Genomic DNA, 26,420 nt, shown 5'->3' with positions numbered 1-26,420 from the left:
CCAGATTATTCCAAAAGGTTTTTTTCTATAAAGTTTAGAGAAGTTTTGAGGCTTTTTTCAATTTCTTCAAGAGGCTTTATTTCGTTGATAGTTTCAAATGGAGCCCAGTTTTTACTTCGGAAAAAATAGGGAATTTCTATGGTAATAGGAATTTTCCTATTACTCTTCTTTAGGATTTCGCAGATTGTTTTAAAATCGATAATCCCTTCTCCTATAGGACATATGGTGAGAGTGTCATCGCTTTCAAATTTAACATCCTTAAAATGTATAGTTTTTATAAAGGGTAAGGCTTTTTGAAAATCGTCTGCTATGTCGATAGCTCCTCTGTGAGAGTAAAAAACATTCCCAAAGTCGTATGTCAAACCTAAATAGGGAGAGCTAATTTTAGCAAATACTTCTTGGGCATCCTTTGCATTGCAGATCATGTCGCCGGGCATTTCCGTTTCCAGACATACTGTGATGTCAAGTTCTCGAGCTCTTTTTTCAATGGTTTCTAAGTTTTGATAAAAAGACTCTGCTTCGGTTTTTGGCCCCTGATTTGTGGCAATATAGCTTGCTCCAATTTCTTTCGCAAACGCCATTTTTTTCTTGAAAAGCTCCACCTCTTCTTTGGTTATCAGGAACATATGCCCGCTAAAGGTAATAGTTTTGAGACCATAACTCTCCATTAAGCTGCGGATTTCCTTAGTCCTCTTGAAGTCTTCTTCTGTAATATGTGCTCCATATCCCTTCCCCCTGAAAGAGGTGGGTGGAGGTTTTATCCAATCTAGATCCACGTACTGAAAACCGATGTTGGAAACACTTTTAAATACAGTTTCAAGATCATAGCCTCGATACAAATTTGCTCCAGCTGCGATCACCCATTTTTGTTCCTGCATTGGTCTTCACCCTACCATTTTCTGGTATATGACTTTAAGAATAGTTATGGGGTCGTCTTTGGCAATCATCTCTTTTATGGTTTGTTCGTCAAGGGTTTTAGTAAATTCCACCAATTTTTCGGTAAAAGCAATGCTTTCAGTGAATATCTGGACGGGGTCACGGTGTCTGGGCGTGGTATCAAGAGAAATCCAACCCTGATAATTGAATTCTTTTAGATAGTAGAGGAATTCAAGATAGGATAAAATGTTTCTGCTTCCAGCAACCAGGTCCCAGTCCCATTTTCCATCATTGTCGTTTATGTGGATATGGAAAAGCCTTCCTTCCCGATGAAGTAGTGCTAAGGATTCGGCAGGGTTTTCTCCAGCAAAGAGAGCGTGTCCAAAGTCAAGGGTGACCCCAACGTTTGGCATGTTTACTTTTAGACAAGTATAAAGAGCGCTGTGAACATTACCAAGAAGGTAATGGACCAGCGGTTCGCGGAATTTATATTCTAAGCTTATGCGGACTTGGGGATATGCCTGGGCAATTTCTTTCACACCAGATAAAAAGTATTCCCAGGCTTTTTTGTAGTCTACTTCAAAGTGATAGTCGTAACCGTCCTGCAAAGGGCATACCGAGACGAGATTAGCTCCTAACTCTTGAGAGAGTTCTGCACCTTTCTGGACGTAGCCTATAGCTTTTTTTCTGGTGTCTACCAATTCGGCAGTCAAAGCGCGCCTATTCCAGTGTGTTTCGCCCTTGATGTCCACGTTTACTGCGCCAACTTTCAAATCATACTTTTGGAGTAATCTTTTAGTTTCTTCAGGATTTGCAAAATCATAAGGATACACCAGTTCTAATCCAGAAACTCCCTCTACCTTTTTAGCTATCTGAAGTTTTGCTTCAAGGTCTCGTGGTTCCTGGTAAAGCTTAAAGCGATCCTTGAGCTGGCCTAAAAACCCGCTGATTATGGCATATTGATAATTCATTTTGCATGTTCCCCCTTTGCAGGTAGTTGACCCGCATAGTTTTTCAGACAACTGATTGTCTTTTGGATGTGAAGGCGCATAGCCCTCTCTGCTCCTTCTGGATCTCGATTTCGGAAACATCTGAGAATTTCCATGTGTTCTTGGTGCGTTTCTTCGGGAGGTCTGATCAAGCCCTTGATGAGACATTTTGCCAAGAATCCAGATCGGATAAGGGCCGATTTGAGATCCAGGTAGGGGCACTTTTCAGCTACAAAGAGATGGAAGGATACATCCGCTTTTCGATAACTCTCAATGTTTTTTTCCAGGTAGGCTTTAGTAAAGCTTTCTTCAAAGGTGCTTATTTCTTCTTCGTTCACCAAAGGAGTGATATATTTTGCGGCTAGACCTTCTAAAGCTTCTCTCATCTCAAAGAGCACCAGTACTTCTTCAGGGGCAAACTGACGCACAAAAACTCTCTGATTGTTTGCTCTAACTATAAGATTTTCGCTTTCCAGTATTTTTAGAGCATGCAATAAAGGAGTCCTACTGATTCCGAGTTTGGCAGAGAGCTGTTCCTGAACTAAAGGTTCTCCTGGCTTTAGATCCCCTTCGAGAATCATTTGCTTGAGTATGTTATAAGCTTTTTCGGTAAGTGTGGTTCTTTTTATCATTTTGAAACCTCGTTCTCATTGTTGGATTTTTGAATACTATGTTCTGTATACAGTTTAGCAGATATGAAGATATAAAACAACAATAGGTACTGCCTTGTTTAGAAAATTTAATTGAAGCATAAAATTTTGGAGCAGGTTTGAAAAAGGGGAATGAATATTTGGTTTGATAAAACTCGTTTGGGGCAATTATTTTTGATAGGTTAGTTGCTTTTCATTTCGAGATGTTACGCAATTTATCACGGAGTTCGATTTGACATGAGTTGATATTTGTGTTATTAATAAACTGTATACAATATACGGTACTCTATTTTTAAGGAGGAGGTTGGAGAAGAATGAAAAAAGTTTTGTTGGTTGTTGTTTTGTAGTTTTGTTTTGGCTAATGTAGAAGCCAAGGAAATCGATTTTTCTATGATGTTGTACACAAGTGTTGATGCACAGGACAAGCTTTTAAAGGAGTTGACTGAACAGTTTGAAACCGAGACTGGAATCAAAGTTAATTACGAGTTTATTAACTGGGCGCAAGCTAGAGAAAAGCTCACTATGTGGTCCTTGGGTGGAGAAGCTCCTGATGTAGCAGATATGTTCTGGTCCTATACTTTTTCTGACCTTGGTGGTGGTAAATATGGTCCGATGCCTATAGAAGCGCTTGTGGGAGAGTATATTCCTGATTTGGAAGAAAGATGGAATCCAAAGTCGCTAGTCGATGTTAAGTATAAAGGGCATCTTTTTGGAGTTCCTTGGAGGATAGATCTTCGACCGACGGTTTTTAGGAAAGATTTTGTTGAAGAAGCCGGTTTGGATCCTAACTCTTTGGATACATGGGATGATCTTGTTGTGTGGGGTCAAAAGCTTACCCAAAAGGATGCTCAGGGAAAAGTTGTGAGATGGGGTGTTTCGGCCGTAGGCCAATACGATCAATTTTTCTTTCCCTTTATATGGCAAGCGGGAGGAGATGTTGTAAATAAGGAAACTTGGGAAGTTACGTTATATTCTGAAGAAGGTAAAGAAGCACTCCAGTTTTTAACTGATTTAGTGCATAAATATAATATTTTCCCGGCTGACTATGTTTTGGATCCTTCCTATAATGGTGCTGCGGAGTTTATAGCTGGGCACGTAGCAGTTATTCCTTCTTCCCCTGCTGATGTGAGAGATCTTGTTGAAAGAAACGCTCCTTTTTTAGCTGATAAGATAGAAACGCAGAAACCACTTAATAACAAGTCGAGAGTGGCTTTTCAGGGAGCTGGATATTTTGGTGTTTTGCATGGTGCTAAAGACGTAGACGCTGCGATGCGTTGGTTAGCTTTTCTAGCTCGTACTGAAGTTCAGCTTGAGTTATCCAGGGTTTGTGGTCAGATGACTCCCTGTTTACCGGCTCTCGAAGATCCTTATTTTGCTGAGCATTGGTGGTACAGTGGAATGATAGAATGCATTCCTTATGGTCGAACCACTCAATATCCTCATCCTGGTTGGGGGGCAGTAACTAATCCTAAACCGGGTGCACCTCTTTATGACATGATGGTTAATGCTTTGGGCGGAAAGATGAGTGTTGATGAGGCTTTGCAAAGAGCCCATAAACAAATAGAAGAACTACTTGCTGGTTTTGAAAAAGAAAAATAAATAGCACTCAGACTCTCAAATTCTCCCTAACTGCAAATTTGCAGTTAGGGAGAATTTGAGGTGGAGAAAGGAAAATAAATGTGATGCGACAGCGAAGATTACCCAGTACAAAGATGATAATAAATAAGTTTTTTCCTTATTTGATGATTGCGCCCACTATTCTTATTTTAGGAATTTTGATTTTTTATCCCCTTGTAGTTGGTATAAGATTGAGCTTTTTTGATTATAATTTAATGTTTCCCATTAGACCTTTTGTTGGGCTGAAAAATTATTTTCTTCTTTTGGGTGATAGGCGTTTCATTTTTCTTTTATGGAATACAATTTTGTTTGCGTTACTTTCAGTTGCTTTTAGTACTTTATTAGGTCTCTTAATAGCGCTTTTTTTAAACCGGAGATCTCGAGTTACAGGGGTTTATCGTGCAATCTCTTTTATACCTTGGATTACCCCATCGGTTGTAGTTTCTTTTGTTTTTGCTTGGATATTTAACAAAAGCTTTAGTCCAGTTAATAGCTTTTTAGTGAGGGTTTCTTTAATAGATGAACCTGTAGCCTTTTTAGGTGATTTTGCTGTTAAATTCCTTGGTTTAAGCCTACCTTTTTGGTCAGTTCTAGCGGTAAGAACATGGACTCAGTTTCCTTTTAAAATGGTAATGTTTCTTGCTGCTTTACAAACCATTCCTCAAGATTTGTATGATGCGGCAAAGATTGATGGTGCCAATAAAATTCAGCAGTTTCGATTTGTAACCTTTCCTTACATTTTGCCTGTTGCTACTTTGGTAATTTCTCTATCTTTAATTTGGAATTTAGCGCTTTTCGATATCAATTTCCTTATGACCAGCGGGGGGCCCTATGATTTAACGAATGTAGTTCCAATTTTCATCTACAATGAGGCCTTTGTACATTACCGAATGGGATTGGCTTCTGCAGCAGGGGCTATAATTTTAATTTTTGCTTCGATTATTGGTCTGATTTACTTAAGATTAATGAGAAGGGAGGTAAGTTTGTGATTCTTTCTAAGAAGTATTATCTCTTATGGTTTTTATTGATTAGTATCTGTCTCTTATTGTATGTATTATTTCCCTATTACTGGATGACCGTAAGCGCTCTTAAACCCAAAGAAGAATTGTTCCTTTCCCCTCCCACTTGGTGGCCTTCGAGAATAGTCTGGACAAATCTTCTGCAACCATGGCGTATGTTTCCTTTAGGTAGATACTATCTTAATAGTGTTGTGGTTACTGGCTTGTCGGTTTTGATAACAACCGTTTTAGCATCTATGGCTGGTTACAGTTTGAGTAGATTAAGGGTTAGAGGAACAGAACTGATTGTTTTATTCATTTTAGTAACACAATTTTTGCCAGGAATTGTTACAATAGTTCCTTTCTACTTTTGGATGTTTCGATTAAAGTTGATTAACACATATACAGGTTTAGTGTTAGCTTACGTAGCTTGGTCTTTGCCATTTTCTACTTTAATGCTTCGCGCTTATTTTGTTAGTGCTTATCCTAAGGAGTTAGAAGAAGCTGCTATGATTGATGGCTGTTCAAGAGCTGGAGCTTATTTAAGGATAGCCGTTCCGCTTTCCTTACCGGGATTAGTGGCAGTTGCAGCTAACACCTTTATGATTGCGTGGAAGGAGTTTCTTTGGGCTTCTATAATGCTAAGTAGCGGTTCAAAAAAGACTTTGTCGGTTGGCATGAGAGACGTGATTGGCCAAGCGGGCAATGTGATGTTTATTTCTGAATTCATGGCTTCCGCTGTAGTTGCTGTAATTCCTGCTTTTGTGTTTTTCTTTGTCTTTCAAAGGTATATTTTGAGCGGCTTGGCTGCTGGTTCTGTAAAAGGATAGATCTTATTTTGAGTACTGGAGGTGTACAGGTTTGAACAGGATAACAAAAATTTCTTTCGAAGGCGAAAAAATAGCGATTAATGGTAAGCCTACTTACGAAGGAAGATATTTTGAGGGTAAGCTTGTGGAAGGCCTTCTTTTTAACGTAAGAGCAGTCCAAGCAATATTTGATGACGAAAACCCGGAGACTCGAGAATTGTGGCGATATCCGGATACAAATCGGTGGGATCCAGACAGAAATACCGAAGAGTTTGTAAAGGCTTTACCTATGTGGAAAGAAAAAGGTGTTTTGGGATTTACGGTTAATCTTCAAGGAGGTATGCCTGTACTTCACAGGGAATTTTCACAACCTTGGGTTAATACGGCTTTTAAACCCGATGGTAACTTAAAAGCTGCTTATTTAAACAGATTGCAAACGGTGTTGGACGCCGCTGATAGATTGGGCATGGTGGTTATTGTAGGTTTGTTTTATTTTGGTCAAGATGAACGCCTTGAAAGTGAGCAGGCAGTTATTAATGGGGTTAGAAATGTTATCGAATGGTTGTTAGAAAAGGAATATCAAAATGTGATTGTTGAAATCAACAATGAATGTGACATCCCAGCTTATGAACATGATATTTTGCGGCCTCATAGAGTGTCAGAGTTGATATTATATGCCAAGGAAATCATTGCATCTAGTAGCCATCGTCTTCATTTGCCAGTTTCAACCAGCTTTAGCGGGGGGAAGGTGCCTGTACCTAAAGTTTTAGAGTGTGGTGATGTGGTTTTGGTACACGGAAATGATCAACCTCCTGAAAGGATTAGACAAATGGTGGCTGAAATAAGGAGCAATGACATTTTTAAGAAACGACCCAAGCCAATCATCTTTAATGAGGATAGTGTGGATGTGCTTAATTTAAACGCTGCTTTTGAAAGCTATTCTTCGTGGGGATATTATGATCAAGGTTTTAATAATTATAGGGATGGTTTCCAGTCTCCACCAGTTTGTTGGGAGATTAACACCGAATATAAGAAGAGATTTTTCAATAGGGTGGCTGAAATAACAGGCTATAATGTTTCTTAACGTAGTTTTATCTGAGTCCAGTAATTTTGTTAGACCATTAAGTCTTTACCGGAATATGAGGAAATGAAGTTTTTTAAAAACGTTAGTACTTTTGAAATTTGTTCCTTTTTAACTAAATGGTTCGGTTTTTTGGAGAAGTACGATACGGTTTTTTCAAAATTTGATTTTTGTTTATTTAGGATAATGTGACAGGTAGTTTTTTGGAATTAACAATATTTTTGTATGAAGTGACGAAATGAATTTTTTGATTTGTCTTTCTTGACCGAAACTGGGATTACTGGGTACAATTCGAGTTGATTGTAGTTTTTTAGATTTTAGATAAAACCCCGAAGGGTTGAGCGAAGAGAGTCTTCTGTGAAAGTGGCAGTAGTTGACGGATTAGGTGGCGGCCTGGGTTGCCAGATAATTGAAAGCTTGAAAAGAGAGCTTGGGGATGCAGTGGAAATAATTGCCCTGGGTATCAATGCTGGGGCGACTGCTAATATGCTGAAAGCAGGAGCCAGGCGAGGAGCCACCGGGGAAAATGCTATTCGGGTTACCGGTAAAGAAGTGGATGCGATAACTGGCCCGGTAGGAATAATAATTCCCGATTCCATGATGGGTGAGGTAACCGCAGGGATAACTGAGGCAGTGATAAGTAGCCCTGCCCGGAAATTTTTGCTGTGTGTTAATCAGCCCCACGTTGAGTTTATCGGTGTTGAGAGCCAGCCAGTTAGTGTGTTGATTGGGAAGCTGGTCGAGAGAATTAAAGAGTTTATAAAAGACGCATAAGCTTTAGGTAAAAAGCAAGATAATTTTGAGGAAACGGGATCACGAAGGTCCCTATCCGGCTCGAAAGCCGAAGGGATTTTTCGTGATTTTTGTTTTTAAAGGGGGTTTTTCCAATCGCCAGAAGAATTCTCTACTATGATTGTTTTTCAGGAATAAGTGGGGATATGAACCTGGGTGCTATGCTTGATCTGGGAGTGGACCCTGATTACCTGAGAGGGGAGCTTAAAAAGCTCGATCTCTCGGGCTATCAGTTAAAGGTATATCGGGACCAAAGAAAAGGCATAACCGGAACCAGAGTGGAGGTTGTTGTTACGCAGCACCATCATGCTTCTCATTCGCACAGAAATTTCCAAGATATAAGGCGAATAGTGGAAGAGAGTACCTTGAGTGAGCGGGTGAAAGAGTGGAGCTTGGAGATATTTAAAAAGCTTGCGGAAGCGGAAGCTAAAGTTCATGGAAAAAGTATCGATGAAGTGCATTTCCACGAAGTGGGAGCCGTAGATTCCATTGTAGATGTGGTAGGTGCAGCTATATGTAGAGAAAAACTCGAGGTGGACAAGATCGTCTTTTCGCCGATAGAAGTAGGAGGTGGATTTGTGGAGTGTGCCCATGGCCGGCTTCCAATACCTGCGCCAGCCACTGCGGAGCTTTTACGGGGAGTGCCTATAACTTCTGAGAGTATCTCTGGTGAGCTTACTACTCCTACTGGAGCTGCCATAGCGGTTACCTTTGCTGAGGAGTTCACCGCAAAGAAGAATTTTCGGATGCTGAAGGTAGGTTACGGTATTGGCAAACGGGACAGCGAGGACCTTCCCAATGTTTTGCGAGTGTTTCTGGGGGAGATTGAGGAGAAAGTTTCCTTCTGGGAGGAGGAGCAAGGAACAGTGGTTGTGGAAACCAACATAGATGATATGAGTCCGGAGGTGTATGGGTATGTGATGGAGAAGCTTTTTGAGAGCGGTGCACTGGATGTTTATCTTACTCCGGTGATCATGAAAAAGAACCGGCCGGCTACTAAAGTGAGCGTTCTGTGCCGAGGTGAGGACGCAGAAAAAATCACGGATATCCTTTTTCGAGAAACAACCACCCTGGGAGTAAGAAAATACCGGGTTGAAAGGAGGCTAATGGACAGGAAAAAGGTGGCTGTGCAGACTCCCTATGGTGAGGTGGAGGTAAAGCTTGGTTTGCTGGGAAATCGGGTGCTCAAGTTTAAGCCGGAGTACGAACAGTGCCAAAAAATAGCCAGGGAAAATGGACTTTCTCTGGATGAGGTTTATGAGATGGTAAAGGAGGTTTACAAATGCACATACCGGATGGATTTTTAGATACCAAAACCTGGGTCACCACGGTTGGAGTAAGTGCAATTTTTCTGAGCTATGGAATAAGCAGGTTGAGAGGGGAATTCGATTATCGGAAAGTTCCCCTTATGGGGGTCGTTGCAGCTTTCATATTTGCTGCACAAATGATAAACTTCCCCGTGGCAGGAGGGACTTCGGGACATTTGATAGGAGCACTCCTTGCCGTGGTTCTCGCTGGTCCTCTGGAGGCCATGGTCATAATGTCGACCATTCTCATAGTTCAATGCTTTGTGTTTATGGATGGCGGGGTAACCGCTCTGGGTGCAAACATATTGAACATGGCTTTAATAGCTACCTGGGTGGGATATTATGTTTACCGGCTTCTGGACAGGGAAAACGCTTTGCAACCCTGGGCTCTTTTTTTGGGGAGCTGGGCTTCAGTGGTGGCAGCAGCAGTGGCAGCATCGATAGAGCTTGCAGTGTCTGGAACCATTCCTCTTTCGGTAGTTCTGCCAGCCATGCTTTTCTGGCACCTACTCATTGGGGTGGGTGAGGGAGCGATAACTCTTCTTGTAGTAAGTTATGTGAAAAAAACCAGGCCGGAAATACTTTTTGGGGAGGGATGAGAGTGCGAAAGATAGGGTTTGTTCTGGCGGGACTTTTAGTGGCTTTTGTAGTTGGGGTGTTGCTTTCACCTTTTGCCAGCTCTTTCCCGGACGGCCTGGAACGGGTGGCTGAAGACAAGGGTTTTATCGAGCGGGCAGTGGAGTTGCGTTTCCCTTTTCTGGTTCCTGATTACACTTTTCCTGGGATAAATAATGAGAAACTGGCTACTTCTCTGGCGGGGCTCCTGGGAGTGGCGATTACTTTTGGAATAACTGTGGCTATTGGTAAAGCAATGGCCAAAAAAGATAGTAAATGAGTTGTCTTTCTGAGCGGGAAAAGAGCATTCTTCACCGCATGGACGAAAGAGTGAAAATACTGAGTTTTGTGTTTTTCATAGTGATGGTAGTGTCTTTGAAGACACCACCATCACTTTTCTGGTCTTTTTTCGTAGTGCTTTTCGGTGTTTTTCTGGGAAGGGTAGGAGTGCGAGAATTTTTCGCAAGACTTGCTTTAGCTCTTCCCTTTGAGCTTTTGATAATAGTTTTTGTACCCTTCACCGTTCCAGGACAAGAAGTTTTGAACTTGTGGGGTTTGAGTTTGACGCTTGAAGGTCTGCAGCGGGCATTGCTTTTCTTTTTGAAGATGGAAGTGGCTTGTTCAGTTATGGCGCTGCTCATGCTTACCACGGGTGCTGACGGGATAATCAGGGGTTTGAGGGGGCTAGGTCTTCCGCAAGTCATGACCGTGCTTATGGAGTTTATTCTCAGGTATTTTGAGCTCTTCAGGCAGGAGATGGAAAAGATGAACCTGGCTCGCAAATCCCGGGGTTATGTGAGGGGTAGACACCTTTTTCACCGCAAGACCTTTAAGGTTTTGGGAGAAATTATGGGAGGAACTCTAATTCGCTCTTATGAGCGTAGCAGAAAAGTTTACCAGGCCATGCTTTCTCGGGGATATGCTGGCCATATGGCGGGTAACCATTTTCGCCGTTCTTTGAAGTTTGGAGAGATTGTTTTGGGAGTGTTGTGGGTAGGAGCGGCAGTGGTCATCTTTATGTTTGAGCGGAGTGGAGCAATGTGAAGAGAGTTATAGAAGTGCAAGACCTCAGTTACCGGTATCCTGATGGCACTGAAGCCCTGAAGGGTGTTAGTTTCTCTGTTGATTGGGGAACAAAGACCGTACTGCTCGGACCTAATGGTTCGGGGAAGTCCACCTTAATTATGCATCTAAATGGTGTTTTTCTCCCTCAGAAAGGAAAGGTATTCGTAGATGGTCAGGAAGTGACCAAAAAGACGGAGCAGGCAGTGAGAAGGAAAGTGGGTATTGTTTTTCAGGATCCTGATGACCAGGTTTTTGCCTCTACCGTTTGGGAGGATGTGGCTTTTGGGCTCTTCAATCTGGGTATGCAGGAAAAAGAGGTAAAAGAAAGAGTTGAAGAGGTGCTTAAGCTTATTGGTGTGTGGCACCTTAGGAATAGAATTCCCTATCACCTGAGCTACGGTGAGAAGAAAAAGGTTGCTCTGGCTGGGGTTCTGGTTATGGAACCTGAAATCATCGTTTTGGATGAACCAGGAACCTATCTTGACCCCCAGGGAAAGCGGGAGCTATTTTGGATGCTGGATGAGCTCTGTAAAAATCGAAAAACCCTGCTTATAGCAACTCATGATGTGGACCTGGCTGCAGAGTGGGCGGATAAGGTGATCATTTTGAAAGAGGGGAGGGTATTAAAAGAGGGAGGCAAGGATTTACTCCTTGAAGAAGAAGTACTTGCTGAAGCTAATCTGGTTTTTCCCAGGATATCTGAACTTTTTTTGCGGGCGGGCTTTCCTAAAGAGAAGGTTCCATTTACCGTGGAAGAGGCGATTCGAGTTTTGAAAGGGGCAATACGATGACTGGAGAAGAGAAATATCAAGAATTGCTTTCCAGTTTGCAAACTCTGGGTAGTTTGGTGGTGGCGTTTTCAGGAGGAGTGGATAGTACGTTTTTGCTCTATGCAGCCAGGCAGGCTCTCGGAGATCGGATGGTGGCTTTCACCGTGGATACACCCTACCATGCCCGTTGGGAAGTCGAGGAGGCTGTTGCGCTTGCCCAAAAGTTGCAGGTAAAGCACGTAATAAAGCGCAAAGAAGAAATTCTACCCGAGGTTAAGAACAACCCTCCTGAGAGGTGTTATCTGTGTAAAAAGGCTCTATTTAAGGAGATATTGGGTTTTGCCAAGAAAGAGGGATTGGCTTGGGTGGCGGATGGAACCAACGCAGATGATTCGAAAGATTATCGGCCCGGGCTCAGAGCCTTGCGGGAGCTGGGGATAAAGAGTCCTTTGTGTGAAGTGGGTTTTACCAAGGAGGAAATAAGGACTATTTCCAAGGAGTTAAATCTTCCCACCTGGGATAAACCAGCTTATGCTTGCCTTCTTTCAAGAATCCCCTACGGACAGAAAGTAAGAGTAGAAGACCTGAAAAAAATAGAAAAAGCAGAACTTTACCTGAGAAATATGGGGTTCAAGGTGGTACGAGTGAGACTTCACGAGGAATTGGCCAGAATAGAAGTTGCCCCTTCTGAGCGGGGAAGATTTTTCCAATTTCAGCTTCTGGATGAGGTAGTCAGGAATTTTAAAGGGATGGGTTTTAAATATGTGGCTCTTGATTTGGAAGGGTATCGAACAGGAAGTTTAAATGAGGTGTTGTGCAATGGACGAGGAAAAACTGAGACAGCTTCTTGAGCAGCTAAAAAGGGATGAGATTTCCATCGATGAAGTGCTGGATAGTCTAAAAGAATTGCCCTTTAAAGACCTGGGTTTTGCCAAGGTGGACCACCACCGGGAGCTTAGAAAGGGTTACCCCGAGGTAGTTTATGGGGAAGGGAAGACCGAAGAGCAGGTGGTGGAGATAGTAAGTGAAATGCTAAAAAAGGATAGCAACATTCTGGTGACCAGGACCAGCCAGAAAACGTATCAGGCAGTAAAAGAAATTTGCTCCCAGGCTGAGTATCACCATCTGGCACGTGCGATAGTTATCCGACGGAGAAAAATCGAAGTGAGCGATACTTATATTGCTGTAATTACTGCAGGTACTTCCGATATTCCGGTGGCTGAGGAAGCGGCTCTGACGGCTGAGATGATGGGTAACCGGGTGGAGAGGATATTTGATGTGGGAGTGGCAGGAATTCACAGATTGTTTTCACATCTAAACGTTATAAGGGGTGCAAAAGTGGTTATAGTGGTAGCGGGGATGGAGGGCGCTCTGGCCAGCGTGGTGGGTGGTCTGGTCGAAAGACCTGTAATCGCTGTTCCCACCAGCGTAGGTTATGGAGCCAGCTTTAAAGGATTGGCTGCGCTTTTGGCTATGCTGAATAGCTGTGCAAGTGGAGTAGCTGTGGTTAACATAGACAATGGGTTTGGTGCCGGGTATCTGGCCAGCTTGATTAACAGAGGATAGGGTAAAGAATTATCTTTTCCTTCTTTTTTCAACTTCAGTGTTTTCTTCTTTATTGATGGACCTGGTAAGTTTTTATTTTGGTACTTTCTTAAAACGATTTAAAAACATTTAAATAATGTTTTGTTATTGACAATAAAAACTATATTGCTAAAATGTAATCATAAATAAATCGTTTTAAGAAAGGATAAAAAAACTTGCCGGTAACCATCAAGGACGTAGCTCGTTTGGCTGGAGTATCTCCAGCTACCGTTTCTTTGGTTTTAAGCGGAAAAGGCCAGGTTGCTGAGGCAACCCGAAAAAAGGTTCTGGAGGCAGCACGTAAGCTGGGTTATCGTCCCAATATCCTTGCTCGCCATTTAGTCAAGGGCAAAACCAATACTGTTCTTCTTTGCGCTTTCATCAGAGGGAAAAAACTTTCCACTTTTTACGGCAACCTGCTGAATAGTTTATTAACCGCTGTTTCTGCTCAGGGTTACTACCTGCAAATAGTAGTTAAAGGGGAGTTTTATAACGGACATCCCTTGGACAAACGAGAAGCTCTTTTGAATATTGCCCACAATCGGCTGTTTGAGGGATTGATTATTCTTTCTCACTGGCCAGTCCACTATTCAGAAGTCAGCGAGCTTGTGAAGGAAAAGTTTCCCTTTGTAGTGGTTAATCAGAGAGTAGAAGGAGATGGAGTAAGTTATGTTGATATAGACCACTACCAGGGAGCAAAGGAAGCAGTTGCCTACCTCATAAAAGAGGGCCACCGTCGTATTGCACATATTCGTGGTCCGGAAGATCACCGCCATGCTGAAGAGAGGTACCGTGCCTATATGGATACCTTGCTTGAACACGGGATTGAGCTTCGCAAAGAGTATATAGCTTCCGGGAATTTTAGAAGATTGAGTGGTCGGGAAGCTATGGAGAAATTACTCAAGACCAATCCTCTACCTACTGCCCTTTTCGCTGCTAACGATAAGATGGCTATTGGAGCGTTGCAGGTAGCAAAAGAAAGAGGTGTCAGAGTCCCTGAGGATCTTGCTATTGTCGGTTTTGACGGGATCGAAGCAGTTAAGTATACAGACCCTCCCATTCCCACTGTGGAACAGCCCCTGGAAGAGTTGGGGAAAGAAGCGGCAGAGATTTTGGTAGACAAGATTAAAGGGGGTGAGGCCAGAAAAGTAGTTTTACCGTGTAGGCTTAAGGTGTGGGATTGACAAAAAGCCGTGTAACAGGAATTTTGTTTTTGTTTGTGGAGGGAAAAAGAGTGGGTGAGCAGCCCTTAAGTGACCAAACTGTTGCTTCTTTATATCGTGTATCTTTCCAGATTGAGGAAATTCAGGTTACTCCCTGGGAGCGCGAGGTCCTTCGGGAGCTGGCGTTGCGGGTACGAGAACTTGCCGAACTTCCTGAACAGGAGGAGAAGCGCAAGCTCTGGTACAGCATTAACGCCCTTGAGAGAGTTCGTCCTGTTATCTTCTGTGACCCAGAGAACGGCTGGAATGAAATCATTACCCCTCAGGATATCCAGTGTAAAGGCAGGTTGGCCAGGAGCTGGGAAATGGCTCTTCGCAAGGAAATATTCTGGGGAGAGTCCATGGGAGATGATAAGGTAATCGAACCCTATTTCGATGTTCCTTACGTGTATCAGGAAACTGGCTGGGGTCTTGAGGAGAAGATAATCAAAACCGATGCAAAAGGTTCTTACCGCTGGGAACCTCCTCTCAAAAGTTACCAGGATATGGATAAACTTCGTTTTCCAGAAATCCACATAGACCATGAAGCGAGTGAGCGACTTCTTGAGCTTGCTCAGGAAATTTTTGGTGACCTACTAATGGTACGCCGTAAAACCACCTGGTGGTGGACGCTGGGCATGACCTGGACTCTGATTAATCTGCGAGGTCTGGAACAAGTTATGACGGATATGTACGACCACCCCAAAGAACTCCACCAGTTGATGTCTTTTCTTCGCGATGGACATCTTGCAAAACTGGATTTTCTGGAAAAAAACAATTTGCTTTCGCTCAACAACGACGGTACCTACGTTGGGTCTGGCGGCTTTGGATACACTCACGAATTACCCCAACTTGATTTTGATGGGGTACATGTGCGCACCATCGATATGTGGGGATTTGCGGAGAGTCAAGAAACCTGCTATGTCTCTCCTCAGATGTTTGAGGAATTCATCTTTCCCTATCAATACCCTATTCTGGAGCGCTTTGGCCTGAATTGTTATGGGTGCTGTGAACCATTACACCCTCGCTGGCATGTGGTGAAGCGCTTTCCGAAGCTTCGGAGGATCTCAGTTTCTCCTTGGGCAGACCTTACCAAAATGGCCGAATATCTGGGCACAGATTACATATATTCAATGAAGCCCAGCCCTACCGATTTGGCAGTGCCTCAAATTGATGAGGATTATTTGCGCAAGAAACTTCGCAAGGCTCTTGAAATAACCAAAGGGTGTCGAGTGGAGGTGATAATGAAAGATAACCATACCATAGGGAATAACCCTCAAAACGTTATTCGATGGTGTCGGATAGCTAAAGAAGAAGCAGAACGCATTGCTTCAAGAGGATAGTATCTGCCAAGTGGTGAATAGTTTTTAGTCTGATTGAAAATTTTACAGGGAGGGAAAAGTTGTGAAAAACAAATGTTCAGTTTTGTTTCTTTCGGTGATGTTGGTTGCTCTTTTTGCTTTCGCTGCTTTTGCTCAGCTTCCAGCAGGAATATCAAGGGGAGACACACTTATTGCGGACCAGCTAACTGGTAGAGTGGGAACACCGAGCAACTTTAATCTGTGGTCGGGATGGCGGTGGCAGGATCGTGGTTTGCAGCAGCTGGCCATAGAACCCTTGTGGACTGTAGATTATGCAACAGGAGAAATTATCCCTGGTCTGGCTTCGGAAATGCCTATTTACAACCCTGATTTCACCCAGATGACTATCAAACTCAGAGAAGGCATTTACTGGAGCGATGGAGTGCCCATTACTGCTGATGATGTGGTATTTACCATTGACCTCCATGTACGCACCCCGGGCCTTCTTTATCACGGTCCCATGGCCGAGTTTGTGAATAAGGTTTATAAGACAGATGATCACACAGTAGTTGTGGAGCTAAAAGGCCCAAATTCCAGGTTTCACACCCATTTTCTGGATAGATGGGGTTGTCTGCGCATTATGCCCAAGCACATTTTTGAAAAGGTAGAAGATCCACTGGCCTTTGAGTTCAACCCGCCGGTGAGTTCTGGACCTTATGTCCTTTACGATTACGACCCGGCCGGTTTTTGGACTCTCTGGGAGCGCAGGGAAGATTGGGAAAGAACCCCTACCGGGATGTTGTATGGTGAGCCTAAACCAAAATACGTGTTTTTCAGAGCATTTGAAACCGAGGAATCAAAAATTCTTGCTCAGGTACGGCACGAGCTGGACATGGCTCAGCATACACCTGAGGGTCTTCGAGCGGTTCTGGAAAAAAGCGATACAGTGAGAGCCTGGAGAAAAGAGTGGCCCTGGGTGGTCAACATTGACCCTTGCATTACCGGGGTGATGTTTAACAACATGGTTAAACCTTACGACAACAGGGAAGTGCGCTGGGCTCTGGTTCTGGCCATCAACATTGTTGATTACATGGCGATAGCTTTTGACCTCATGGCCCCGGTTAGCCCCATCCACCTTCCACCGGTTCCTGCTTACCGAGAAGCCTTTTTCGAACCTTTGGAAGGGTGGTTGAAAGAGTTTGAACTCGACTTGGGGAACGGTGAAAAGTTCAAACCTTATGACCCCGAAGTGCCTTTCAAGATAGCCCAGGCTGCCAAGGAACGAGGCTTCCCGGTTCCTGAAGACCCTGAGGTCATTAAGGAACTTTTTGGCATTGGCTGGTGGAAGTACGCTCCCGATGTTGCAGAGAAACTCCTTAAGAAGAACGGTTTTAGCAGGGGTGAAGATGGAAAGTGGCGTTTGCCTGATGGATCTTTGTGGAAGATACAAGTATTTTCGGCTACTAATCCTGCACATCATAACTTTAGGAATGCAGTAGCTGTTGCTGAACAGTGGAAGAAATTTGGTATAGAGGCGAGCATGTCTCCTACCGAAGCTTTTGATAGCTTAGTACTTAATGGAGAATTTGAAGTTTCTACTCAGTGGCCTGCAGCTGAACCCTGGGGTGCTGGAGTGGACCTCTCGCGTACACTGGAGCCCTGGCATTCACGTCTCCTGACGCCTATTGGGCAGCCAGTTACTCTTGGGCCAGGTGGAGGTGCGCGCTGGTCCAATCCAGAACTGGATAAAATCATCGAAGAAATGGGAATGACTGACCCCTTTGCAGACGTTGAAACCACTATCGCTTTGGGTATCGAAGCCTTGAAAATCCTGGTAAGAGAAATGCCAACCATACCCACCTATGGTTATTGTGGCGCTGTGGCTTGGGACGAGTACTACTGGACCAACTATCCTGGTGCAGAAAATCCTTATACTCAGCCCTATCAGCACTGGCCGAACTTCAAGTATATGCTTCCTTTCTTAGAGAAAGCGAAGAAGTAAGTAGGCTCAGTTGAGTTTAGGGGGTCTGGGGTTCTGTGCCGGACCCCCCTGGGGAGGAAATGTGATGCGGTTTTTGAGAAGCTATCTTCTGCCACGGTTAATACAATATGTGCTGGTGGTTTTCTCAGGGATAACGGCGGTTTTTCTCATTCCGCGCTTGACCGGCCAGGACCCGGTTCTGGAGATGATTGCTCAGATTCAGGCACAGGGCAGTGCTCTGGATCCGACGGCGGTGAGAAGCCTTACTGAAACGCTTAAAGAATTGTATGGGCTCAAGGGCACCATGCTGGAACAGTACCTGACCATGTGGAAAAGAGTACTTCACTTTGATTTTGGACCTTCTTTTTTCCAGTTTCCGACCCCGGTTTCTGACCTGCTTCGGATATACCTGCCCTGGACTCTGGGCCTTTTTCTAACCTCTACTGTGATAGCCTGGCTTCTGGGCAACATAGTTGGAGCTATTGCCGGATATTTCTCTCACCGAAGCTGGTCGAAAGCGCTTGATACAGCAATTATGTTTGTACGACCAATTCCTCACTACATTTTTGGAGTTCTCCTGTTAATCCTTTTTGCTTATGCCTGGAGGATTTTTCCTCCTGGAGGTCTGGTGTTTGGAAGGAGAGTGGTTTTTAACTTTGCTCTGGTTGTGGCTGTTTTGAAACATTCCTTTTTGCCGGCACTTACTTTAGTCATACTGGGTGGTGCGGCCTGGTTTCAGCAGATGAAGCTTCTGGTTCAGAATGTAAAAAGGGAAGACTTTGTTCAGTATGCACAGAGTGGAGGAATACGCGAGAAAACCCTTATTTTCAGGTACATATTGCCCAATGCCATGCTTCCTCAGGTTACCCAGCTTGCTCTTCTTTTGGGTCAGGTTTTTAGTGGTGTTTTGATGGTGGAGATGGTTTTTTCCTATCCCGGTATGGGTCTTTTGCTTTATCGGGCAGTTACCAGAGGCGATTATAACCTGGTGATGGGTATCACAGTGCTTTCCATCTTAACCATCACCACTGCGGTTCTTTTGCTCGATTTGCTGTATCCACTTCTTGATCCTCGGATTCGACACAGGTAGGAGAAAATCATGGTGTGGCTAAAAGAATTGTTTAGAGATTATCGCTTTACCGTGAGTTTTGTTTTACTCTGTTTGCTTTTAGCGCTGGCTGTGCTTTCCTTCTTTTCACCTTATGATCCTGTCCGCTGGCTTCAGGTTCCAAGAGATAAGCCCCCTGCCTGGCCCCATATTCTGGGTACCAATTCCAAAGGCCAGGATGTGTTTTGGGAGGCTACCTTTGCCATTAGAAATTCTCTGATTATTGCTTTCATCGCTGGCATAGTGTCACGGGTTGTGGCGGTGCTGGTTGGCTTTGTAGCTGGCTACCGGGGTGGTCTTGTGGACCGAATGCTCATGGGTATTGCTGATGCACTGCTGGTTATACCTCTTTTCCTAATTCTGGTGATGATTGCCATGCTTTTGCGGGAGGCAATGACCCTGATAAACACCGGGTTGCTCCTTGCTTTCTTTGGTTGGGCCTGGGATGCACGAACCATCCGTTCCCAGATTTTAAGCCTGAGAGAGCGGGAATTTACCCAAACTTCCCTTCTTTCGGGTAATGGCACTTTGCCTCTGGTTACCAAAGAATATCTACCCTTTACTATTCCCTTGATACTCTCTACTCTGATTAACAACATTGCCTGGGCAATTGGCATGGAAATCGTTCTGGCCATTCTTGGTCTAGTCAGACTGGAGATACCTACCCTGGGAACTATGCTGAAGTGGGCCATAGATTACCAGGCAATGCTTCTTGGTCACTGGTGGTGGATATTGACTCCCCTGGTATTGACCGTATTTCTTCTGGTTGCTCTGTACCTTCTTTCAGTCAGTGTAAGCGAATATCTGGATCCCCGAGTGCGGATTCAAAGAATAGGGACACGGTGAAGGCAGTATGAAAACCGTACTAAAAGCTGAAAACCTGCGGGCTTTTTATGTCCTTCAAGTTGCGGGAAGAAAAAAAGTGATTCAGGCGGTTAACGGTGTAAATCTGGATATCCAGGAAGATCAGGTTTATGGCATTGCCGGAGAGAGTGGATGCGGCAAGACGACTCTGCTTAAGGTTCTTTTTGCAAAGGCGGACCCGCCGCTTCAGATTTTTGAAGGGGCTGTTTACTATCGTGAAAATGATAGCTTGCTCAACGCTATAGAACTTGATTCTGAGCAGATGAGAAAACTTCGCTGGACTTACATTTCCTACATTCCTCAGGGCTCGATGAGCGTTTTTAACCCGGTGAAGAAGATAAAGTCCACTTTTCTGGATTTTTTGCAAAGTCATGTGCAAAGCAGGGTGAAAAAAGAACTTCTTGCGCTTGCTGAGGAGCATTTAAGAAAACTGGGTCTTTATCCACGGCTTCTGGATGCCTATCCACACCAGCTTTCAGGAGGCATGCGGCAGCGAGTTTCCATAGCGCTTGCCACTTTGCTTAGCCCCCGGGTTATCCTTGCTGACGAGCCCACTACCGCTTTGGATGTAGTGGCGCAAAGGGCGGTGTTGCAGCTTCTTCAGGAGATACAGAAACAGCTCAAAAACACTATAGTCCTGGTTACTCACGACATGGGCATTCATGCTAACATTGCCACCCATATGGTCATCATGTATGCTGGAAAAATTGTTGAGGAAGCCTCAACCAAAGAAATGTTTACCAATCCCTTTCATCCTTACACCCGTTACCTTATCAATTCCCTGCCCCGGATTGGTGACAAAAGAGTGAGAGAAAGTGCTCCCGGGAATCCACCTTCCCTAGTAGACCCACCTCCTGGCTGCGCTTTTCATCCTCGCTGTCCAGAAGCCACAGAGCTTTGCAGCAGCAAACAACCCGAGTTTGTGGAAGTAAGTGCTGGACACAAGGTAGCTTGTTGGTTGTACGGAGGAGCTGACCATGGGACCTTTACTTGAAGTAAAAGGCCTTTCCAAAGTTTTTACTCTGGGTAGTTTTTTATCTCGAGTTCGCATCAAAGCTGTGGATGAAGTTACTTTTTCCATACAGAGTGCCGAAATTTTCACCCTTGCTGGGGAGAGCGGATGTGGCAAGACAACTACCGCCAGGATGATTCTGGGCTTTGAGACCCCTACTTCAGGCAAAATACTTTTTAGGGGAGAGGATGTGGAGGGATTTAGAAACCGGAGGAAATGGTTCCTCCAGGTGCAGGCAGTTTTCCAGAATCCCTTCGAGACTTTCAATCCTTTGCGAAGAGTGGAAAGTTATTTCTTGGAAACGGTGCATAACTTTGATTTGGCAGCTACTCCCTCGGAAGCATACTCTTTAATCGATGAAAAGCTAAAGGCAGTTGGCCTTTCCTTGCAAGAGATTTCCGGTAAGTATCCCAGTGAGTTTTCCGGCGGTCAATTGCAAAGGGCTTCCATAGCCCGGGCACTGCTTGCCAATCCTTCTCTTCTTGTTGCTGATGAGCCGGTTTCTATGGTTGATGCGTCGTTGCGCATGTCTATCGTTAACCTTTTTCGGAAACTCTGCGACAATTTTGGCGTCAGTGTGCTCTATATCACCCATGACCTTGCTACCGCCTATTACATAAGTGACCGAATTGGAATTATGTTTCGGGGCAACCTGGTTGAGATGGGGCCGACTGAGAAAGTGCTTGGAGACCCAAAACATCCCTACACGAAGCTACTCTTGAATTCCATTCCTCAACCGGATCCCAGAATGCGGTATAGAACCACTATCCAACTTCTTGAGGAACAAGAGGAGTACCTTTTGGAAGGTTGCAAATTTGCAAACCGCTGCCCGGAAAAGGGAGAGCTATGCCCTGAAGAAATGCCTGCTGAGACCTTTGTTGATGGAAGGATGGTCAGGTGTCATCTTTATGGCCCTGATGGGAATAATCTCCCTGAGAGGCAGGGAATAAAAAGGAGGTAAGTCAAGATGGGCAAAACATCCGAACTGGTACGTGATTTACTTTCTCGAATGACTCTTGAGGAAAAAGTAGCCCAGCTTTGCGCAGTGCATTCTAATCGCCTTACCGAAGACGGGAAATTTTCGCCGACTAAAGCCCGGGAGTTGCTCAAAAATGGCATTGGTCAGATAACTCGTTTGGTTGGCGATCCTGAAGCCGATCCTCAGCGGGCAGTAGAACTTGGCAATGAAATCCAGTGCTTCTTAAGAGAAGAAACGCGGTTGGGTATTCCGGCTATGATCCATGAAGAGTGCTTAAGTGGATTGATGATGAGAGGAGCTACTGTTTTCCCCCAGGCTATCGCGTTGGGGAGCACTTTCTCGCCAGAGCTTGTAGAGCGAATGACCACTACCATCCGTAAAAAAATGCGTGCGCTGGGGGTCCATCAGGGCCTGGCTCCGGTGCTTGATATTCCTCGAGATCCCCGCTGGGGAAGGACCGAAGAGACTTTTGGCGAAGATCCCTACCTGGTTTCCCGAATGGGTGCTGCGTACATCAGGGGTTTACAAGGGGAAGACTTGCGCCAGGGGGTTGTAGCTACTGCTAAACATTTTACTGCTTACGGCATTTCTGAAGGAGGTCGCAACCTTGGTCCTGCTCGGGTAGGGGAACGTGAATTGCGTGAGGTTTTTCTTTTCCCCTTTGAGGTGGCCGTTCGGGAAGCTGGAGTATGCTCTATCATGAACGCCTATCACGATATAGATGGTGTTCCCTGTGCTGCTTCTTATTTTTTGTTGACCAGAATACTTCGTGAGGAGTGGGGATTCGAAGGCATTGTGGTTTCAGATTACAATGCAGTACGCATGCTTGAGAACTTTCACCGAGTAGCCCGGGATGCAAAAGAAGCAGCCATAAAGGCTCTTCAAGCTGGAATAGACATAGAGCTTCCCGATATTGATTGTTACCAGTTTATCGTTGATGCTGTACGCGAAGGCATGTTAAGCGAAAAAGTCGTTGATGAAGCAGTGCGAAGGGTTCTCAATGTTAAGTTTGAGCTGGGGCTTTTTGAAGAAGAGATGGTTACCGTGCAAAGTGAAAAAGTTGTTCAAGTTTTGGATACCGAAGAAGAGCGTGCTCTGGCCCGAGAAATAGCCTGTGCTTCAATGGTTCTTTTGAGAAACGACGGAGTGCTTCCGCTCAGTAAAGATGTGAAGGCCATAGCAGTGATTGGCCCCAATGCGGCGGAGAAAATTAACCTCCACGGAGATTACAGCTACAGTGCACATATTCCCAGTGTCCAGGCCTGGAAAGGCAAGGAGGCCGTCTGGAAGGAATGGGTTAAGACAGTGAGTGTCCTTGAAGGCATTAAAAACAAAGTTTCTCCTCAAACCGAGGTTTTATATGCAAGAGGATGTGATTTGGGCGATGACTCGCGGGATGGGTTTCAGGAAGCCCTAAACGTTGCCCAGCAAGCGGAAGTGATTATAGCAGTCATGGGTGAACGAAGTGGACTTTTCAAACAGTCTATTTCGGGTGAAGGAAGCGACCGTACAGAGCTTACCCTTCCTGGAGTGCAGAGAGAGCTGCTCAGAGAGCTTAAAAAACTTGAAAAACCAATAGTTTTGGTTCTTGTCAATGGGCGGCCTCTGGAGCTTGGGTGGGAAGCGGAAAATCTTTCTGCCATTCTTGAAGCCTGGTATCCTGGGGAAGAGGGCGGAAATGCTGTGGCTGATGTGCTTTTTGGTGACTACAACCCAGCTGGAAGGCTGCCGATTTCTTTCCCAAAGAAAGTGGGACAAATACCTGTTTACTATAACCGGAAATCCACCGCTTTCAGCGAGTATATTGAAACTGATGCTCGGGCACTTTTCCCGTTTGGGTACGGTCTAAGCTATACGCGTTTTGAGTACCAGGACCTTCAGATTCAACCTGACCGGGTCACTTCTTTGGAAGGCATCAGGATACGCTTTCGGGTGAAAAACGCTGGTAGGGTTGCCGGGGATGAGGTAGTGCAGCTTTATGTTAGAGACCTTGTTTCCTCTTTGGTCCGGCCGAGCAAGGAACTCAAGGGGTTTAAGCGAATGCACCTTGAGGCTGGAGAAGAGCGCACCGTTACCTTTACGCTTTATCCCGAGCAGCTCGCCTTTTATGATGAGCATATGCGTTTTGTGGTGGAACCGGGTGTTTTTGAAGTGCTGGTAGGTGCTTCTTCAGAAGATATAAAGTTACAGGGTACTTTTGAAGTTGTCAGAGAGCAAGTGATTACCAAATATCGGCATTTTGCAAGTAAAGTGGAAGTACTTTAGGCGAGGTGAAATGTATGGGCGCTTTATCCTGGAAAGGTTTGCACCACGTGGCAATTTTTACCCGGGATATGGAGGAGAGCCTGCGTTTTTATGGCGAGGTTTTGGGGTTTAAAGTTACAGAGCGCTTTTACGATGAGGGTGAAAAAGCAGATATAGCTTTTCTGGATTTGGGGAATACGTTGCTTGAGATCATTGCACCCTCGGATGATGAGTGGTCGCATTCTTCTTCTTTCCATATAGCACTCCAGGTGGAAGATGCGAGCAAAACTTTCGCAGCGCTCCGAGCGAAGGGGATACCGGTTGTTCTTCCCTTAACTGAGACGCATGGTTTCCGTTACGCTTATTTTGCAGGACCTATGCAGGAGACTCTGGAGATAGTGGAGCCACCGAAAAAACCTTGAGGTTGATAAGGGGCTGAGGCCACGTCTTAAGACGTGGCCTTTTGGTTGTTTTTCTGAGAGTGGAGGATTATACTGGAAGTGCGAGCTGCTGCCCAGTAAGGAGGTTGGTCTGACGTGAAGAGACTGGGCTGGTTAGTTTTGCTTTTGCCTCTTTTGAGTGGTTTCGGGTTGCTTGCCCAGGAGGGGATACCCATTTTCACGCTGAAAAGCGAGGCATTTTCCCAGGGGAGTGAAATCCCACTCGAGTATACCTGTTTAGGGGAAAATCTCTCTCCTCCCCTTTGCTGGGAAAATTTACCCGAGGGTACCAGGAGTTTGGTGTTAATTTGCGAAGATCCTGATGCCCCGCGAGGTATTTTTACGCACTGGGTCCTTTACAACATTCCTCCTTCGCTTTCCGCCTTACCCAAAGGTGTGGGCAAAATCAACGAAGCAGTTATTATGGAACACATCTTTCAAGGTAAAAACGACTTTGGAAAATTGGGTTATGGGGGTCCTTGCCCTCCACCTGGCAAGCCACACCGCTACTTTTTCAGGCTGATAGCCCTTGATACAGAACTACCTGGGGAAGCTGGCTTGACCAGAAAGCAGGTTCTGGAGCTTATTGAAGGCCATATTCTTGGAGAGGCCCAGCTCATGGGTATGTTTGGCCGGGTCAGCCTGGGCAAGTTTTTGAAAGGCTTCCTGAAAGCAAAGCTTTTGTGACGACCTGAAAGCTCTTTTGCTTTTGGGTTATTTTTTATATTTTTCGGGATGAGGCGCTTTGACTACAAAGAACTCCAGGAGTTCTTTGCCTTCGTTTTCTATCAGCATTCTGGTATGATAGGATATCTGAAGTATGCTTCCCCGGGAGTACCGCCCTTTTTCACCTTCCAGAGAGAGGCTCATTTCACCCTGGATGATTATCAGGTAAACGTTGGAGTTGCTGTGGTGTTCAGGTACTTTTTCTCCTGAAGGAAGGATTATGTGGTTGATTTGTGCTTCTTCCTGGTCAACAATGCGCTCGATTAACTTTCCCTCTTGAGAGGAGAAATGATAAACTTTAGGTTTCATAGGGCACCTCATCTTTAAGTTTTTAAGGATTTTAGCATGTTTTGGACTTTGTAAGGTTAAAGTTTCTGCAAAATTTCTGTCACAGTTCTATTTCAGCTACTGAGGGGACCACCCGGGTTGGACGGTATGGAAAGTGGGAAATGTCTTCAGGTCTGGTCACCCCACTTAAAACCAGAATGGTTTCCATACCTGCTTCCAGTCCCACCCGAACGTCGGTATCCATACGGTCACCAATCATCACTGCATTTTCTGAATGCTCGTCAAGATACCTCAAAGCGGCACGTAGAATAAGGGGGTTGGGTTTTCCTACGAAATAGGGAGCATATCCTGTGGCCTTTTCAAGGAGTGCCGCTACCGCTCCACAGGCGGGAACAATTCCTTCTTTACCCGGACCTGAGGGATCAGGATTGGTGGCAATGAAAGGCACGCCGGAAGCAATGAGCTGGCAGGCGCGGATTATTTTATCGTAAGGATAATGCTCCATTTCTCCAAGTACCACGAAATCAGGCCGGTAATCAGTGAAAGAGTAACCTACTTCATTCAGGGCTTGATAGAGACCAGTACCTCCCAGGACAAAGGCGGAACCCTTTGGTTTTTGCTTGCTCAGGAAATGTGCGGCAGCCATTGCACTGCTGAAGAAGCGTTCAGCTTCAATGTCAATGCCTGCCCGACTCATTCTGTGTTGCAGGTCAAAAGGTGTGTACTGCGAATTGTTAGTGAGAACCAGAAACTTGTATTCTTTTTCCCTCAGCTTTTCTATAAACTCTCTGGCACCCGGTATAGCCCGGTCTCCGTAAACCAGCACGCCGTCCATATCGATAAGGAAGGCCTTTTTGTTCATTTTTGCCTCCCGGAAGCGATTTTTGCTTAATTATACTATAGCAGAGTGTTTTGAAGCGCTGGGCCGGGGATAAGTGACATGTTGATTAAGATGTAGGAAAAGCACGTATTCTGGAAAAGGTCAAGTGAAGCCCAAAAGGGAGGTTATTGGGGACTTTGTTTTTTTATTAAGATTGGGGGGTGAGTGAGCGTTGTGCACTAAATTGGAGGAAAAAACCCAGACAAGATGTAGGTTTCCGTTAATACCTTTTTGCCGTTCTT

The 26,420-nt window shown here is 44.8% G+C and carries 27 protein-coding genes; 22 read left to right on the top strand and 5 right to left on the bottom strand.

What is annotated here, in order from left to right; translation table 11 throughout:
- Positions 1-5: 5 nt before the first annotated feature.
- Genes ACKTT1_RS09600 through ACKTT1_RS09590 form a run of 3 tightly spaced genes read right to left on the bottom strand, consistent with a single transcriptional unit; the run spans position 6 to position 2,497 of the window.
- Positions 6-878, bottom strand: a complete 873-nt coding sequence (locus ACKTT1_RS09600) for a sugar phosphate isomerase/epimerase family protein (RefSeq protein ID WP_412709420.1) — start codon at positions 876-878, stop codon at positions 6-8.
- A gap of 6 nt (positions 879-884) precedes the next feature.
- A complete protein-coding gene (locus ACKTT1_RS09595) occupies positions 885-1,847 on the bottom strand; it encodes a sugar phosphate isomerase/epimerase family protein (protein ID WP_412709419.1) in 963 nt (320 codons plus the stop codon).
- The gene (locus ACKTT1_RS09590; RefSeq protein WP_412709418.1) at positions 1,844-2,497 is read right to left on the bottom strand and encodes a GntR family transcriptional regulator; all 654 of its coding nucleotides are present in this window, start codon (positions 2,495-2,497) and stop codon (positions 1,844-1,846) included. The genes ACKTT1_RS09595 and ACKTT1_RS09590 overlap by 4 nt, the downstream gene beginning before the upstream one ends.
- Before the next feature lie 354 nt (positions 2,498-2,851).
- Here ACKTT1_RS09590 and ACKTT1_RS09585 point away from each other — a divergent pair, with 354 nt between their 5' ends.
- From ACKTT1_RS09585 to ACKTT1_RS09480, 22 genes are all read left to right on the top strand, one after another.
- Complete coding sequence (locus ACKTT1_RS09585) at positions 2,852-4,114, top strand: extracellular solute-binding protein (RefSeq protein WP_412709417.1); 1,263 nt, start codon at positions 2,852-2,854, stop codon at positions 4,112-4,114.
- 113 nt (positions 4,115-4,227) lie between these two features.
- Positions 4,228-5,121: a carbohydrate ABC transporter permease gene (locus ACKTT1_RS09580; protein ID WP_412709416.1), complete on the top strand. Its 894-nt coding sequence runs from the start codon at positions 4,228-4,230 to the stop codon at positions 5,119-5,121.
- A complete protein-coding gene (locus ACKTT1_RS09575; protein ID WP_412709415.1) occupies positions 5,118-5,960 on the top strand; it encodes a carbohydrate ABC transporter permease in 843 nt (280 codons plus the stop codon). Before ACKTT1_RS09580 ends, ACKTT1_RS09575 begins: the two co-directional genes overlap by 4 nt.
- A gap of 31 nt (positions 5,961-5,991) precedes the next feature.
- Complete coding sequence (locus tag ACKTT1_RS09570) at positions 5,992-7,023, top strand: hypothetical protein (protein ID WP_412709414.1); 1,032 nt, start codon at positions 5,992-5,994, stop codon at positions 7,021-7,023.
- A gap of 354 nt (positions 7,024-7,377) precedes the next feature.
- On the top strand, positions 7,378-7,794 hold the full coding sequence (locus ACKTT1_RS09565) for a DUF3842 family protein (protein ID WP_412709413.1): 417 nt from the start codon (positions 7,378-7,380) through the stop codon (positions 7,792-7,794).
- An 89-nt stretch (positions 7,795-7,883) separates the two neighbouring features.
- On the top strand, positions 7,884-9,119 hold the full coding sequence (larC, locus tag ACKTT1_RS09560; protein WP_412709412.1) for a nickel pincer cofactor biosynthesis protein LarC: 1,236 nt from the start codon (positions 7,884-7,886) through the stop codon (positions 9,117-9,119).
- Positions 9,095-9,718 carry an energy-coupling factor ABC transporter permease gene (locus tag ACKTT1_RS09555; protein ID WP_412709411.1) on the top strand — a complete coding sequence of 208 codons (624 nt, stop codon included), beginning with the start codon at positions 9,095-9,097 and terminating at the stop codon, positions 9,716-9,718. The genes larC and ACKTT1_RS09555 overlap by 25 nt, the downstream gene beginning before the upstream one ends.
- Positions 9,715-10,014: a PDGLE domain-containing protein gene (locus ACKTT1_RS09550; RefSeq protein ID WP_412709410.1), complete on the top strand. Its 300-nt coding sequence runs from the start codon at positions 9,715-9,717 to the stop codon at positions 10,012-10,014. Before ACKTT1_RS09555 ends, ACKTT1_RS09550 begins: the two co-directional genes overlap by 4 nt.
- A complete protein-coding gene (gene cbiQ / locus ACKTT1_RS09545; protein ID WP_412709409.1) occupies positions 10,011-10,778 on the top strand; it encodes a cobalt ECF transporter T component CbiQ in 768 nt (255 codons plus the stop codon). The genes ACKTT1_RS09550 and cbiQ overlap by 4 nt, the downstream gene beginning before the upstream one ends.
- Positions 10,775-11,590 carry an ATP-binding cassette domain-containing protein gene (locus tag ACKTT1_RS09540; protein WP_412709408.1) on the top strand — a complete coding sequence of 272 codons (816 nt, stop codon included), beginning with the start codon at positions 10,775-10,777 and terminating at the stop codon, positions 11,588-11,590. The genes cbiQ and ACKTT1_RS09540 overlap by 4 nt, the downstream gene beginning before the upstream one ends.
- Complete coding sequence (larE, locus tag ACKTT1_RS09535; protein ID WP_412709407.1) at positions 11,587-12,420, top strand: ATP-dependent sacrificial sulfur transferase LarE; 834 nt, start codon at positions 11,587-11,589, stop codon at positions 12,418-12,420. Before ACKTT1_RS09540 ends, larE begins: the two co-directional genes overlap by 4 nt.
- Positions 12,389-13,135, top strand: a complete 747-nt coding sequence (larB, locus tag ACKTT1_RS09530) for a nickel pincer cofactor biosynthesis protein LarB (RefSeq protein ID WP_412709406.1) — start codon at positions 12,389-12,391, stop codon at positions 13,133-13,135. Before larE ends, larB begins: the two co-directional genes overlap by 32 nt.
- 194 nt (positions 13,136-13,329) lie before the next feature.
- The gene (locus ACKTT1_RS09525; RefSeq protein ID WP_412709405.1) at positions 13,330-14,337 is read left to right on the top strand and encodes a LacI family DNA-binding transcriptional regulator; all 1,008 of its coding nucleotides are present in this window, start codon (positions 13,330-13,332) and stop codon (positions 14,335-14,337) included.
- A 50-nt stretch (positions 14,338-14,387) separates the two neighbouring features.
- On the top strand, positions 14,388-15,698 hold the full coding sequence (locus tag ACKTT1_RS09520) for a hypothetical protein (protein ID WP_412709404.1): 1,311 nt from the start codon (positions 14,388-14,390) through the stop codon (positions 15,696-15,698).
- A 97-nt stretch (positions 15,699-15,795) separates the two neighbouring features.
- Positions 15,796-17,658: an ABC transporter substrate-binding protein gene (locus ACKTT1_RS09515; RefSeq protein WP_412710578.1), complete on the top strand. Its 1,863-nt coding sequence runs from the start codon at positions 15,796-15,798 to the stop codon at positions 17,656-17,658.
- A 64-nt stretch (positions 17,659-17,722) separates the two neighbouring features.
- Entirely contained in the window at positions 17,723-18,727 is a 1,005-nt protein-coding gene (locus tag ACKTT1_RS09510) for an ABC transporter permease (protein ID WP_412709403.1), read from the top strand.
- 9 nt (positions 18,728-18,736) lie between these two features.
- A complete protein-coding gene (locus ACKTT1_RS09505; protein WP_412709402.1) occupies positions 18,737-19,591 on the top strand; it encodes an ABC transporter permease in 855 nt (284 codons plus the stop codon).
- 7 nt (positions 19,592-19,598) lie between these two features.
- On the top strand, positions 19,599-20,603 hold the full coding sequence (locus tag ACKTT1_RS09500) for an ABC transporter ATP-binding protein (RefSeq protein ID WP_412709401.1): 1,005 nt from the start codon (positions 19,599-19,601) through the stop codon (positions 20,601-20,603).
- Entirely contained in the window at positions 20,587-21,582 is a 996-nt protein-coding gene (locus ACKTT1_RS09495) for an ABC transporter ATP-binding protein (RefSeq protein WP_412709400.1), read from the top strand. Before ACKTT1_RS09500 ends, ACKTT1_RS09495 begins: the two co-directional genes overlap by 17 nt.
- A 6-nt stretch (positions 21,583-21,588) precedes the next feature.
- On the top strand, positions 21,589-23,865 hold the full coding sequence (locus ACKTT1_RS09490; RefSeq protein WP_412709399.1) for a glycoside hydrolase family 3 N-terminal domain-containing protein: 2,277 nt from the start codon (positions 21,589-21,591) through the stop codon (positions 23,863-23,865).
- Between the two features lie 14 nt (positions 23,866-23,879).
- Positions 23,880-24,266 (top strand): VOC family protein, encoded by a 387-nt coding sequence (locus ACKTT1_RS09485; RefSeq protein ID WP_412709398.1) that lies wholly within the window; start codon positions 23,880-23,882, stop codon positions 24,264-24,266.
- 114 nt (positions 24,267-24,380) lie between these two features.
- Positions 24,381-24,971, top strand: coding sequence for a YbhB/YbcL family Raf kinase inhibitor-like protein (locus ACKTT1_RS09480; RefSeq protein ID WP_412709397.1), 591 nt, complete (start codon positions 24,381-24,383; stop codon positions 24,969-24,971).
- Between the two features lie 27 nt (positions 24,972-24,998).
- Here ACKTT1_RS09480 and ACKTT1_RS09475 read toward each other — a convergent pair whose 3' ends face one another.
- Positions 24,999-25,319 (bottom strand): cupin domain-containing protein, encoded by a 321-nt coding sequence (locus tag ACKTT1_RS09475; RefSeq protein WP_412709396.1) that lies wholly within the window; start codon positions 25,317-25,319, stop codon positions 24,999-25,001.
- 79 nt (positions 25,320-25,398) lie between these two features.
- Complete coding sequence (locus ACKTT1_RS09470) at positions 25,399-26,160, bottom strand: HAD-IIA family hydrolase (protein WP_412709395.1); 762 nt, start codon at positions 26,158-26,160, stop codon at positions 25,399-25,401.
- Positions 26,161-26,420: the final 260 nt, after the last annotated feature.

Source organism: Atrimonas thermophila, assembly GCF_045864955.1.
Classification (GTDB): Bacteria; Atribacterota; Atribacteria; order Atribacterales; family Thermatribacteraceae; genus Thermatribacter; species Thermatribacter velox.
This window is presented reverse-complemented; position numbering and strand designations above follow the sequence as displayed.